The organism is Nonomuraea thailandensis (genome assembly GCF_024172165.1).
GTDB classification, from domain to species: domain Bacteria; phylum Actinomycetota; class Actinomycetes; order Streptosporangiales; family Streptosporangiaceae; genus Nonomuraea; species Nonomuraea thailandensis.
In genome coordinates, this window is sequence record NZ_JAMZEB010000002.1 from 11,776,576 (window position 1) to 11,788,545 (window position 11,970).

General features: G+C 71.5%; 13 protein-coding genes. 7 read left to right on the forward strand and 6 right to left on the reverse strand.

Features of this window, described 5'->3' with window-relative positions; genetic code table 11:
* Positions 1-27: 27 nt before the first annotated feature.
* The 4 genes from HD597_RS58875 to HD597_RS58890 all read left to right on the forward strand — a co-directional run bounded on the left by HD597_RS58875 (position 28) and on the right by HD597_RS58890 (position 4,549).
* Positions 28-1,050, forward strand: coding sequence for a sugar ABC transporter substrate-binding protein (locus HD597_RS58875; protein ID WP_253757609.1), 1,023 nt, complete (start codon positions 28-30; stop codon positions 1,048-1,050).
* Positions 1,051-2,532: a sugar ABC transporter ATP-binding protein gene (locus tag HD597_RS58880; RefSeq protein WP_253757611.1), complete on the forward strand. Its 1,482-nt coding sequence runs from the start codon at positions 1,051-1,053 to the stop codon at positions 2,530-2,532.
* Entirely contained in the window at positions 2,529-3,518 is a 990-nt protein-coding gene (locus HD597_RS58885; RefSeq protein ID WP_253757613.1) for an ABC transporter permease, read from the forward strand. The genes HD597_RS58880 and HD597_RS58885 overlap by 4 nt, the downstream gene beginning before the upstream one ends.
* 95 nt (positions 3,519-3,613) lie before the next feature.
* Positions 3,614-4,549, forward strand: a complete 936-nt coding sequence (locus HD597_RS58890) for an aldo/keto reductase (protein ID WP_253757615.1) — start codon at positions 3,614-3,616, stop codon at positions 4,547-4,549.
* 18 nt (positions 4,550-4,567) lie between these two features.
* Here the strand turns inward: HD597_RS58890 and HD597_RS66370 are convergent, their stop codons facing one another.
* From HD597_RS66370 to HD597_RS58915, 5 genes are all read right to left on the reverse strand, one after another.
* Complete coding sequence (locus tag HD597_RS66370; protein WP_253757617.1) at positions 4,568-5,515, reverse strand: DNA polymerase ligase N-terminal domain-containing protein; 948 nt, start codon at positions 5,513-5,515, stop codon at positions 4,568-4,570.
* A 168-nt stretch (positions 5,516-5,683) separates the two neighbouring features.
* Positions 5,684-6,364: a FadR/GntR family transcriptional regulator gene (locus tag HD597_RS58900; protein ID WP_253757619.1), complete on the reverse strand. Its 681-nt coding sequence runs from the start codon at positions 6,362-6,364 to the stop codon at positions 5,684-5,686.
* Positions 6,365-6,389: 25 nt separating this feature from the next.
* Positions 6,390-7,412 (reverse strand): MBL fold metallo-hydrolase, encoded by a 1,023-nt coding sequence (locus tag HD597_RS58905; RefSeq protein ID WP_253757621.1) that lies wholly within the window; start codon positions 7,410-7,412, stop codon positions 6,390-6,392.
* Between the two features lie 63 nt (positions 7,413-7,475).
* On the reverse strand, positions 7,476-8,591 hold the full coding sequence (locus tag HD597_RS58910) for a steroid 3-ketoacyl-CoA thiolase (protein WP_253757623.1): 1,116 nt from the start codon (positions 8,589-8,591) through the stop codon (positions 7,476-7,478).
* A gap of 42 nt (positions 8,592-8,633) precedes the next feature.
* Entirely contained in the window at positions 8,634-9,626 is a 993-nt protein-coding gene (locus HD597_RS58915) for a sigma-70 family RNA polymerase sigma factor (protein ID WP_253757625.1), read from the reverse strand.
* Positions 9,627-9,733: 107 nt separating this feature from the next.
* Between HD597_RS58915 and HD597_RS58920 the strand changes: the two genes are divergently transcribed.
* From HD597_RS58920 to HD597_RS58930, 3 genes are read left to right on the forward strand one after another with little or no spacing between them, the layout of a single operon-like run.
* The gene (locus HD597_RS58920; protein ID WP_253757627.1) at positions 9,734-10,072 is read left to right on the forward strand and encodes an ArsR/SmtB family transcription factor; all 339 of its coding nucleotides are present in this window, start codon (positions 9,734-9,736) and stop codon (positions 10,070-10,072) included.
* Positions 10,069-10,545 carry an SRPBCC family protein gene (locus tag HD597_RS58925; protein ID WP_253757629.1) on the forward strand — a complete coding sequence of 159 codons (477 nt, stop codon included), beginning with the start codon at positions 10,069-10,071 and terminating at the stop codon, positions 10,543-10,545. The genes HD597_RS58920 and HD597_RS58925 overlap by 4 nt, the downstream gene beginning before the upstream one ends.
* Positions 10,542-11,180, forward strand: coding sequence for a dihydrofolate reductase family protein (locus HD597_RS58930; protein ID WP_253757631.1), 639 nt, complete (start codon positions 10,542-10,544; stop codon positions 11,178-11,180). The genes HD597_RS58925 and HD597_RS58930 overlap by 4 nt, the downstream gene beginning before the upstream one ends.
* 45 nt (positions 11,181-11,225) lie before the next feature.
* On the opposite strand, the gene HD597_RS58935 is transcribed toward HD597_RS58930, so the two are convergent.
* Positions 11,226-11,876: a TetR family transcriptional regulator gene (locus tag HD597_RS58935; protein WP_253757633.1), complete on the reverse strand. Its 651-nt coding sequence runs from the start codon at positions 11,874-11,876 to the stop codon at positions 11,226-11,228.
* Positions 11,877-11,970: the final 94 nt, after the last annotated feature.

Here is an 11,970-nt window from a genome sequence, read left to right on the forward strand (position 1 = left end):
AGCAACTCAAGGAAGGTAACCCCCCCAATGAAGTTCGGACGGGCGGTCGCGGCAGCGGCCCTCTTGGCGGTCGTGACCGCGTGCGGCTCAGGCACCACGGCAGAAGGAGGAAGCGGCGGCGGGAAGGTCGGCATCGACCACCCGCGGGCCGACTCCGACTTCTGGAACTCCTACATCAAGTACGTCCCGCAGATGGCCGGCGAGCTCAAGGTGGACCTCATGCCCGCCACGAACTCGCAGAACGACGTGGCCAAGCTGGTCAACAACGTGCAGGCGCTGACCGGCCAGGGCGCCAAGGTCATCGTCATGGCCCCGCAGGACACCGGCGCGATCGCCAACACGCTCCAGCAGCTGGAGAACAAGAAGATCCCGGTCGTCACCGTGGACACCCGTCCGGACAAGGGCAAGGTCTACATGGTCGTGCGCGCCGACAACCGCGCGTACGGCACCAAGGCGTGCGAGTTCCTCGGCGAGAAGCTCGGCGGCAAGGGCAAGGTCGTGCAGCTCCAGGGCGCGCTCAGCTCGATCAACGGCCGTGACAGGTCGGAGGCGTTCCTGGAGTGCATGAAGACGAAGTTCCCCGGCATCACGGTGTTCAGCGAGCCGACGGAGTGGGAGGGCAGCAAGGCGGCGTCCATGCTGCAGACCCGCCTGGAGCAGAACCCGGATATCAAGGGCGTCTACCTGCACGCGGGCGGCGTGCACCTGGCGCCGACGCTGCAGGTGCTCAAGCAGAAGGGCCTGCTCGTCGCGCCGGAGGACCCCAAGCACATCTTCGTGATCTCCAATGACGGGATCCCGCAGGAGTTCGAGGCGATCCGCAAGGGCGAGATCGACGCGACGGTGTCGCAGCCGGCCGACCTGTACGCCAAGTACGCCCTCTTCTACGCCAAGGCCGCGGCGGAGGGCAAGACGTTCAAGCCTGGCCCGACCGACCACGACAGCACGATCATCCAGCTTCCCAACGGCCTGGAGGACCAGCTCCCCGCGCCGCTGGTGACGAAGGAGAACGTGGACGACAAGGCCCTCTGGGGCAACCAGGTCAAGTAGATGAACCTTCACGTTGAAGCCCGGAACGTGGTCAAGCGCTTCGGCCCGACGACCGCGCTCAACGGCGCGGAGCTCGCGATCGCCGAGGGCGAGACACACGCGCTGGTCGGCAGGAACGGCGCGGGCAAGTCCACGCTCGTGTCGATCCTGACCGGGCTGCAGCGGCCGGACGAGGGCGAGGTGCGGTTCTCGGGACAGGCCGCGCCCGCCCTGGCCGACCGTGACGCCTGGCGGCAGCGCGTGGCCTGCGTCTACCAGAAGTCCACGATCATCCCGGCGCTCACGGTCGCCGAGAACCTGTTCCTCAACCGCCAGTCCGCCAAGGGCGCCAGGATCAACTGGCGGGGGCTGCGGGCCAGGGCGCGCGAGCTGCTGGACACCTACGAGGTGGACGTGGACGCGCAGGCGCTGGCCGGCGACCTGAGCGTGGAGCAGCGCCAGCTCGTGGAGATCGCCCGCGCGCTGTCGTTCGGCGCCAGGTTCATCATCTTGGACGAGCCGACGGCGCGGCTGGACGGCCCGGCCATCGAGCGCCTGTTCACGCGCATGCGGTCGCTGCGCGAGCAGGGCGTCACGATGATGTACATCTCGCACCACCTCGACGAGGTCTACGAGATCTGCCAGAGCGTCACCGTCTTCCGCGACGCCCGGCACGTCACGACCAGGCCGGTCGCCGACCTGCCGCACGACGAGCTGGTGGCCGCGATGACGGGGGAGGCCACGGCGGCGTACGAGGCGCGCGAGCACACGCCCGGCGAGCGGGTGGTGCTGCGGGGCGCGGGCCTCAGCCTGGCGGGGCGCTACACGGACATCGACATCTCCGTCCGGGAGGGCGAGGTCGTCGGCCTGGCCGGCTCCGCGAGCAGCGGCAAGGTCGGCCTCGCCGAGACCCTGGTCGGGCTGCGCAGGCCCGACACCGGCACGGTCACGGTGAACGGCACCCAGGTCAGGCCCGGCGACGTGCCGGCCGCCATGAAGGCCGGGCTCGGGTTCGTGCCCGAGGACCGCCACCACGAGGGCTTCGTCCCGCTGCTCTCGGTGGGGGAGAACGCCACGTTCCCGATCGCCCGCAAGCTGGGCCGCTACGGCATGGTCTCCCCGGCCAGGCGTCGCGCCACCGCCGAGCGGATGATCGGGACGCTGGACATCAAGACCGAGGGCCCCGACCAGCCGGTCGGCGACCTGTCCGGAGGAAATGCGCAGAAGGTCGTGTTCGCCCGGGCGCTCGTGGACGACCCGACCGTGCTGGTGGTGATCAACCCGACCGCCGGCGTGGACGTCAAGGCCAAGCAGGCCCTGCTCGGCGCCGTCGAGGACGCGGTCGAGCGCGGGGCGGGCGCCGTGGTGGTCTCCGACGAGCTGGACGACCTGCGGATCTGCGACAGGGTGCTGGTGATGTTCCACGGCAGGGTGGTGAAGGACGTGCCACGTGGCTGGACCGACCACGAGCTCGTGGCCGTGATGGAAGGCATGGAAGAGTGACGACTTTGACTGCGCCGGCCCCCCGGCTGAAGCTGGCCAGGTTCCGCGACCTGACGCTCGTGCCGGTGATCGTGCTCCTGCTGATCGTGGGCGCGTTCCTGGACCCGACGTTCCTGACGGCGGGCAACCTGACGAACGTGCTCCAGCAGCAGGCGGCGATCTCGCTGCTCGTGCTGGCCGAGGCGATGATCCTGATCGCCGGCAAGTTCGACCTCTCGCTGGAGTCGACGGTCGGCACCGCGCCGGCCATCGCGGTGATGCTGGTGGTCCCGGTGGCGGCGGGCGGCTTCGGCATCGGGCTGCCCGGGGCGCTGGTGATCCCGCTGGCGCTGCTCATCGGGGCGGCGATCGGGGCGTTCAACGGCTTCCTGATCATCAGGTTCCAGCTCTCGGCGTTCATCGTCACGCTGGCCATGCTGATCATCGTGCACGGGTTCCTCCAGGGCCCGACCGAGGGCAAGACGCTGTTCCAGCTCCCCGAGTCGATCCTCTACCTGGGCAGCGCCATGTGGCTGGGCCTGCCGGCCGCCATCTGGATCGCCGGCCTGCTGTTCGCCGCCGGCATCTTCGGCCTCGGCTACCTCCGGATCGGCCGCGCGCTCTACGCGATCGGCGGCAACATCGACGCGGCCCGCGCCGCCGGCATCCGGGTGGACCGGGTCCTGTACGGCGTCTTCATCCTGGGCGGGACACTGGCGGCGCTGGCCGGCATCCTGGAGACCGGACGCCTCGGGGCGATCGGCAACAACCAGGGCGTCGGCTGGATCTTCATGGTGTTCGCCGCGGCCGTCATCGGCGGCGTCAGCATGGACGGCGGCAAGGGCACGATCCTCGGCGCGCTCACCGGCGTGCTGGTGATCGGCCTCGTCCAGAACATCCTGACCCTCATCGGCGTCTCCGGCTTCTGGCAGCCGGTCATCTACGGCTCGATCATCCTCATCGCCCTCATGATCAGCCGGATCGCGGGCGGAAAGGCGCAAGATTGATGGCAACCGCGGGTGGAAGGGTGCACGACTGATGGCGATCGCGGGTGGAAGGGTGCACGACTGATGGCGATCGCGGGTGGAAGGGTGCACGACTGATGGCGATCGACCTGCCCCGCCACGGCTTCGGCGGCGCGCCCATCGGCAACCTGTACGACGAGGTCGCCGAGGAGCAGGCCCGCGCCACGGTGGACGCGGCCTGGGAGAGCGGGGTGCGCCTGTACGACACCGCGCCCCACTACGGCCTCGGCCTGTCCGAGCGCCGCCTGGGCGCCGCGCTCGCCGGCCGGTCGGGCTACCTGCTGTCCACCAAGGTGGGCCGCCTGCTGCGGCCCAAGGCGTCCGGCGACGGCCGCGACGACGACGTCTTCGACGTCGCGGGCGACCTGGAGCGGGTGTGGGACTTCTCGGCGGCCGGCGTCCGCGCGTCCCTGGACGACTCCCTGGTACGCCTGGGGCTCCCGGCCGTGGACATCGCCCTCATCCACGACCCGGACGACCACGTGGACCAGGCGATCGCCGAGGCCGCCCCCGCGCTGGCCGAACTGCGCGCCGAGGGCCGGGTGCGGGCGATCGGCGTCGGCATGAACCAGTGGGAGGCGCCGCTGCGCTTCGTCCGGGAGAGCGACATCGACGTCGTCATGCTCGCCGGCCGCTACACGCTCCTCGACCAGTCGGGCCTGCCCCTGCTGGAGGAGTGCGCGGAGCGGGGCGTGCGGGTGCTGGCGGCCGGGGTGTTCAACAGCGGCATCCTGGCCACCCGCGAGCCCGCGGGCACCTACGACTACGCGCCGGCGCCGCCGGAGTTGCTTGAACGGGCCACGCGGATCGCGCGGGTCTGCGAGCGGCACGACGTCACGCTGCCGCACGCGGCGATGGCGTTCCCGCTGCGCCACCCGGCGGTCGCCACGATCGTGCTGGGGGCCCGCACGCCCGACGAGGTCCGGCGCAACGCCGGGCTGTGGTCGCGGCCGGTGCCCGAGGAGTTGTGGGCGGACCTGGAGGGGGAGGGGCTGCTGGCGGCGGCCACCTGATGGGCCGGTCGCCACCGGTCAGGACTCGACGAACAGCCACGCCTTCGACGGCCCCGGCTCGTACGGCGAGTCCAGCCGCTTGGCGACCACCCCGGGCAATCCCTGCTCGCGTGCCGCCTGCCGCACCGCGCCCGCCTCGCCCGGCCAGGACGGCGCGGTCTGCCAGTGGGCTCCGGTCAGCTCCAGCGCCTCCAGGGCGGCCCGCCGGGCCGTGTACGGCTCGTCCAGCAGCGCCCGCCCGTCGTCGTACAGCAGGTCGTAGAAGAGGAGGATCTCCGCGCCGCCGAGCGTGGCGACCTCCCCGTCCAGCACCGCCGTACGGCTGCCGAACGACTCCGCCAGCCCGCGCAGCCACGGGTGCTCGCGGGCGGCGTCCGTGCGGCCGCCGTCGATGGGCACCAGGAGCCGCCGGCCGCCCCAGGCGAACTCGAAGGCGTACGCCGCGACGTCCTTCGGCAGCCTGGCGCGCTCGGTCGGGAGCATGGGGGAGAGGGGCGGGAACGGGTCGCGGACCGCGGAGCCCATGCGGTGGATCATCCAGTTCTTGCCCCGCGTCCGGAACAGCACGAACCGGCCGGAGGCCCGCTCGCCGCGCAGCACGAACTTGACCTCGCGCTCCGACCACTTCTCCGTCTCGTAGGTGCCGGTGTCCCAGACGGTCATGGTGCCGCCGCCGTACTCGCCCTGGGGGATCTCGCCGTGGAAGGTGAGGTACTCCATCGGATGGTCCTCGGTGTGCACGGCCAGGTGGTTGGTGCCGGGGTCGGCGGGCAGGCCCTTGGGGACGGCCCAGGAGACGAGGACGCCGTCGCGTTCCAGGCGCAGGTCCCAGTGCAGGGAGCGGGCGTGGTGCTCCTGGATGACGAAGGCGTTGCCTTCGGGGGAGGGGGAGGGAGCGTCGGGGACGGGCTCCGGGGTACGTTTCGGGTCGCGTTTGCTCCGGTATTTCGAGAGTTTGTCGGACACAGCACCGGTACTACCCGCTCGTGCTCTCCCTGATCACCGGCCGGTACGGCACTCGCACCTCCCGGGCCAGGCCACCGGCGAGGCCCCGCGCCGGGCCGGCGAGGCGCGCAGACGAGTCCTCCGATGTGTCTACGCGGCCCCCTGGCGCCCGTGACCAGGCCGGATGCGTCAGTCGAGCTCCAGCGCCCGGCGCAGCCACGACTCCACGCCCGCCACGTGCACGGTCGCCCAGGAGCGGGCGACGTCGGCCTGACGCGCGGCGATGGCCTCGTAGATCGCGGTGTGCTGCTCCCGCGTCTTGTCCATCGCGCCCTCCTGCGTGAGCCCGCGCCAGATCCGCGCCCTGGTGGTCGGCCCCGACAGGCTCTCGATGAACGAGCACAGCACGCTGTTTCCCGACCCCTGCGCGATCCGCAGGTGGAACTGCAGGTCGTTGGCCACCAGCTCCTCCACCGTGGGCCGCTCGGGCAGCGACTCCAGGATCACCCGGAGCTCGGCGATGTCGGCGTCGGTCATCTGCTCCGTGGCCATCGCCGTGGCGGCCGGCTCCAGGATCCGGCGCACCTCGAAGAACTGCAGCACCGTGTCGTCCCGGTGCAGGTCCAGCACGAACGACATGGTGTCGAGCAGCAGCCGCGGCTCCAGGCTGGTGACGTACGTGCCGTCGCCCTGCCGCACGTCCAGCACGTTGATCAGCGACAGCGCGCGCACGGCCTCGCGCAACGAGTTGCGTGACAGGCCGAGCCGTTCGGCCAGGTCGGCCTCCTTCGGCAGCCGGTCGCCGGGCGCCAGCTCGCCGGAGAGGATCATGTGTTTGATCTTGTCGATGGCCGCATCGGTGACCGCCACGCTTTTCTCCCTAGACATCGGATGTCTAGGAGTCTAGAGCGTGGAAGCGCACGGCATCGACACCCGGGACGCGGCGCACCTGGCCTCTGGCCTCCAGGGCCCGCAGGTGGGCCGCGGCCTCGCCGGCCGCCATGCCCCGCAGCGGGGGCGGCAGCTCGTCCCACGGCCTGTTCCACGTCATCATCGCGGCGACCTCCCAGATGGTCAGCGGTTCCGGCCGCTGGACCAGGAGGGCGCGCAGCCGTTCGAGTTTCTCCTCGTGATGGTGGCGGATCTGAACGGCCCGTGCGGCCACATCAGGAAATATCCACTCATGCGCGGGGAGAGCGTCGAGCGGCCCGAGGTCTCTCACCCGATCCAGGGAGTCCAGGAAGTCGCCCAGGGGATCGACGTCGTCCCGATCATAGGGATAAATCCCGACATGTGGGGTGATGTCGGGGAGTACGTGGTCGCCGGTGAACAGCCGGTCGGCGTCCTCCAGGTGCAGGCAGATGTGACCCGGCGTGTGGCCGGGGGTGTGCACCGCGCGCAGCTTGCGGCCCGGCAGGTCCACCAGGTCGCCGTCGCGCAACTCCCTGTCGGGCAGCGCGGGCGGGGCCGGGCGCTCGCCCGCGACCTGCCTGACCTCGCCGGGATCGGCCCCGGCCCGCCTGAGCATGTCGGCCTGGAACGCCTCGTGCTTGCCGTCGGCGTACTCGGTCATGAGCCTGACCAGCGCCGCGTCGCTCTGGTGCATGGCGATCCAGGCGCCCGACGCCTCCCTGACCTGCCCGGCGAGCCCGGCGTGGTCGGGATGGAAATGGGTGACGACCACCCCGCTCACCGCGCTCACGTCCAGCCCGACCGCGGCCAGGCCGCCGCTGAGCGCCTCCCAGGCCTCGGGGTGGTTCCAGCCGGCGTCGACCAGCACCGGGCCGCGGGGCGACTCGATGGCGTAGACGAGCGTGTAGCCGAGCGGATTGCCCGGTATCGGCACCGGCACGCTCCAGACCCCGCCGCCGAGGTCCTGCGGCCGCTGCTCCGCATACGGCCTCCGCCTGGACTTCATGTGCCCCCCGAGAGATGAGTGCGTACGTGCTCTGAGCGCCGGAGATGACGATCAGATACCTGATCAGCCGATGCGTTCAAGGATGGTGGCCGTGGCCAGCGCGCCGCCCGCGCACATCGTGACCAGCGCGGTCGCCGAGTCCGAGCGCTCCAGCTCGTGCAGCGCCGTGGTGATCAGCCGCGCGCCCGTGGCGCCCACGGGGTGGCCGAGCGCGATGGCGCCGCCGTTGACGTTCACCCGGTCGAGGTCGGGCTCGTGCACGCTCGCCCAGGACAGCACGACCGAGGCGAACGCCTCGTTCACCTCGAAGCGGTCGATGTCGCCGATCGTCATGCCGGCCGCCGCCAGCACGCGCGCCGTGGCGTCCACGGGCCCGTCCAGGTGGTAGTACGGCTCGGCCCCGACCAGCGCCTGCGCCAGGATCCTGGCCCTGGGCCGCAGCCCGTGCCGCCGCGCCGCCTGCTCGCTCATCACCAGCACGGCAGCCGCCCCGTCGGAGATCTGCGACGAGGTGCCGGCCGTGTGGAGCCCGCCCTCGACCACCGGCCTCAGCCCGGCCAGCCCCGCCTCGGTGGTCTCGCGCAGGCCCTGGTCCCTGCGGACGTCGCCGACGGGCACGATCTCCCGTTCGAACCGCCCGTCGGCCCACGCCTTGCCGGCCCGCTGCTGCGAGCGTGCCCCGAACCAGTCGAGCCGCTCGCGCGTGAGCCCGCGCCGCCGCGCGATCCGCTCGGCGGCGGTGAACTGGTCGGGCAGGTCGATGCTCCAGTCGTCCGGCCTGGGCCGGGCGGGGAGCACGTTGCTGCCGAGCGGCGACCGGCTCATCACCTCGACCCCGCACCCGACGCCGACCTCGATCACGCCCGCGCCGATCATCGCCGCCGCCAGGTGCACCGCCTGCTGCGAGGAGCCGCACTGGGCGTCCACGGTGGTGACCCCCGTCTGGTACGGCAGCCCGGCATACAGCCACGCGTGACGGCCGACGTGACCGCCCTGCTCGCCGGCCTGGGTCACGCAGCCCGCGAAGACCTGCTCCACGGCCTTGGGATCGAGGCCGGAGCGCTCGACGAGACCGTTCACCGCCGCGGCCAGAACCTGTTGCGCTTTGAGCTCCGACAACCATCCCGCCCGCTTGCCGATGGGCGTGCGAACGGCCTCGACTATTACCGGTGTGCCCATGGCCGCCTCCAGAACAACGCTCTGGCGCGACTGTAACGCGTTCTACTTTGTTTCGGAACCCTCCCACTTCGCCGGCATCCCGAACGTCTCGAACAGCGACCCCTCGAAGAACATGCCGACGTGGCCGACCCGCTCGCCGGAGAACGTCAGCACCATGATGGCGAACTGCTCGTAGACGTCGTCGTCGCGCCGGTGGTAGACGGCGAAGGCCGGCTGGCCGTTGGCCCCGATGGGCACCAGCTTGAGATCGCCGGCCCGCTCGGCCGGGCACCGCGTCGCGACGAGCTCCGCGATGTTCTCGGGCCCCTGGTACCAGCCGACGAACGGCGGCATCTCCCACACCGCGTCCTTGGTGAACAGGTCCACCAGGCTCTGGACGTCGTAGTTCTCGAACGCCGCGACGTACCGGTCGAGCAGGGCCCGCTGCTCCTGCGTCAGCGGCTCCACCGGGTCGTCGAGGCTCGGCGACACCTCGCTGAGCTGCGCCCTGGCCCGCTGCAGGATGCTGTTGACGGCCGCGGTGGAGGTGCCGACGGCCTCGGCCACCTCGGCGGCCTTCCACTTCAGCACGTCGCGCAGGATCAGCACGGCCCGCTGCCGGGGCGGCAGGTGCTGCAGCGCGGCGACGAGCGCGAGCCGGATGCTCTCGCGGGAGGTCACGATCGAGGCGGGGTCGTCGCCGGACACGCCCGCCAGCGTGTCGGGCACCGGCTCCAGCCACGGCACCTCGCCGTCCTGCACCAGGGGCGCGCTCGCGTCGAGGCTCGGTGCGCCGAGCCCGGTCGGGAGCGGGCGCCTGGCGCGGTTGTCGAGCGCCGTCAGGCAGGTGGTGGTGGCGATGCGGTAGAGCCAGGTGCGCAGTGAGGAGCGCCCCTCGAAGTTGTCGTAGCCGCGCCACGCGCGTAGATACGTCTCCTGCACGAGGTCCTCGGCGTCGTGCACCGACCCCATCATGCGGTAGCAGTGCGCCAGCAGTTCGCGCCGCATCGGATCAGCCAGCCGGAGGAAGTCCTCGTTCGTCGGCTTGTCGGTCATACCACCCTGTATAGCTCCCGCCACCGACAGAAAACCGAAACCCTGGACAAGCCCGCTGAAAACTTAGCCCTTGCGCTTACTGTCGCCCTCTCCTAATACTTAGCCTCATGGCACAGTATTCGGCGCAACTGGACGGCGTGTTCGTCGCCCTTGCCGACCCGACCCGGCGCGCCGTGGTCCGGCGCCTCGGCCACGGGCCCGCTAGCGTCGGCGACCTCGCCCGCGAGTTCCCGATAACGCTCCCCTCGTTCATGAAGCACGTGCGGACGCTCGAGTCGCACGGCCTCATCCGCACGGCCAAGTCCGGCCGGGTGCGCACCTGCGTGCTCAACCGCGAGCGCCTCGCCCTCGTCGACGACTGGCTCGCCGAGCAGCGCAGGATCTGGGAGGAGCGCACCGACCGCCTCGAACGGTTCGTCACAGGCCCGGAGGAGAGCAACCCGTGAATCCCGATCTCGACCTCGTCCTGGAGCGGATCATCCGCGCCCCGCGCACGACCGTGTGGCGGGCCTGGACCGACCCGGCCAGGCTCGAACAGTGGTGGGTCCCCGCTCCCGCCCGCTGCCGGGTGGACCGGCTGGACCTGCGGCCCGGAGGGGCGTTCGTGACCCGGCTGAGCGATGGCGGCGACGCGTTCGCCCCGCACCTGGACGCCTGCTTCCTCGCGGTGGACGAGCACGAACGCCTGGTCTTCACCAACGCGATCACCAGCACCTGGCGCCCGGCGAACCCCGCCCCGGTCGCCATGACCGCCACCATCACGCTGAACGACCACCCCGACGGCACCGGCTACCGGATCCTCGTCCGGCACGGCGACCCCGAGGCCCGCGACCTGCACGAGAAGCTCGGCTTCGCCGACGGCTGGGGCACGGTCACCGCCCAGCTCGCCGCGCTCGCCGAAGGGACGATCACCCCATGAAGATCACCCTCACCGAGTTCGTCACGCTCGACGGCGTCAGCCAGGGCCCCGGCTCGCCGGACGAAGACACCGCCGGCGGCTTCACCCGGGGCGGCTGGCTCGTGCCGCACCTCGACGAGACGTTCGTCCGGCGCACCTCCGAATGGCTCGGCCTCGCCGACGGCCTGCTGTTCGGGCGGCGCACGTACGAGGCCTTCGCCCGCGACTGGCCGAAGATCACCGACCCGGCCGACCCGTACGCCGAGCGGATGAACGGCCTGCCGAAGTACGTCGTGTCGAACACCCTCACCGAGGGCTCCTGGCACCCCACGACCGTGCTCGACGGCGACCCCGCCCGGTCGGTCGCCGCGCTCAGGGCCCGGCCGGGACGGGAGCTGCAGATCCACGGCAGCGCCCGCCTCGGGGACACGCTCCTGGCGGCGGGCCTGATCGACACCCTGCGCCTCGTGGTCGCCCCCACCGTGCTGCGGACCGGCCGGCGCCTCCTGGCCGGCCAGGGCGCCACGTCCGGCCTGCGCCTGGTCCGGCACGAGGCGACGGCGAGCGGGCTGCTGCTCCTGGAGTACGAGCCGGCGGGCCAGGCGTCACAGGCGCACTACGAGGGGGTCGCCGCCTTCGTGGAGCGCCAGGGCTGATGCCCCGCCACGCCCGCGGGCCGGGGCCCTGATCGGACCCCGGGCTCAGATGTCGGCGAGGAGGCGGGCGGCGGCGGTCTCGATGCGGCGCTGGATCTGATCGTAGGTGCGGCGGCCGCGCAGCATCTCCAGCAGCTCCTGCACCCACACGCTGGACAGCGACCCCGCGAGGTCGAGCTGCTCCTCGCCGGCCTCCTCCAGCGTCAGCCCGTCGGCCGAGACGCGCAGCAGCAGCCCGGTCATGCGGTCGCCGAACGGGGTCTGCACCTCCGCCAGGATCAGCGACCGGATCAGCGCGTCGGCCAGCTCGGGCTCGCGCATGAGCCCCCGCGTGGCCCGCATGAGCACGTCGACCGCGCGGCTGGCCGGGGTCGCCGCCCCCGGCGGACGGCGCTCGATGCTGCTCTCCAGCAGGTCGATCTCCTCGCCGACGACGGCCACGACGAGGTCCATCTTGGAGGGGAAGTATCGATAGAGCGTGCCGAGCGCCACGCCCGCGCGCTCGGCCACCGTGCGCATCTGCATGGCCTCCACGCCGCCCCGCGAGGCCAGCGCGGCGGCGGCCTGGACGATGCGCTTGCGGCGTTGGTGCTGGCTGCGCGTCCGGACGCTGTGCCCGCCCGGCGCGGGGTGGCTCTCCAAGGGTCCCTCGGTCTCGCTCGGGGGCACGGCGATTGCGGGCCGCGGGGTACGCATAAGAACACGTTATCTGATTTCTCGATTACGCGGCTTGTTACTCGCGGGTCACAAACGAGCCGTATCGGCCCATGTCTCCGGCGTTACACGGATA

Excerpts from the sequence above, each read along its gene's own strand:
- HD597_RS58875 (WP_253757609.1), top strand. The coding sequence starts at position 28 with ATGAAGTTCGGACGGGCGGTCGCGGCAGCGGCCCTCTTGGCGGTCGTG.
- HD597_RS58880 (WP_253757611.1), top strand. The coding sequence starts at position 1,051 with ATGAACCTTCACGTTGAAGCCCGGAACGTGGTCAAGCGCTTCGGCCCG.
- HD597_RS58890 (WP_253757615.1), top strand. The coding sequence starts at position 3,614 with ATGGCGATCGACCTGCCCCGCCACGGCTTCGGCGGCGCGCCCATCGGC.
- HD597_RS58905 (WP_253757621.1), bottom strand. The coding sequence starts at position 7,412 with ATGAAGTCCAGGCGGAGGCCGTATGCGGAGCAGCGGCCGCAGGACCTC.
- HD597_RS58910 (WP_253757623.1), bottom strand. The coding sequence starts at position 8,591 with ATGGGCACACCGGTAATAGTCGAGGCCGTTCGCACGCCCATCGGCAAG.
- HD597_RS58915 (WP_253757625.1), bottom strand. The coding sequence starts at position 9,626 with ATGACCGACAAGCCGACGAACGAGGACTTCCTCCGGCTGGCTGATCCG.
- HD597_RS58920 (WP_253757627.1), top strand. The coding sequence starts at position 9,734 with ATGGCACAGTATTCGGCGCAACTGGACGGCGTGTTCGTCGCCCTTGCC.
- HD597_RS58930 (WP_253757631.1), top strand. The coding sequence starts at position 10,542 with ATGAAGATCACCCTCACCGAGTTCGTCACGCTCGACGGCGTCAGCCAG.
- HD597_RS58935 (WP_253757633.1), bottom strand. The coding sequence starts at position 11,876 with ATGCGTACCCCGCGGCCCGCAATCGCCGTGCCCCCGAGCGAGACCGAG.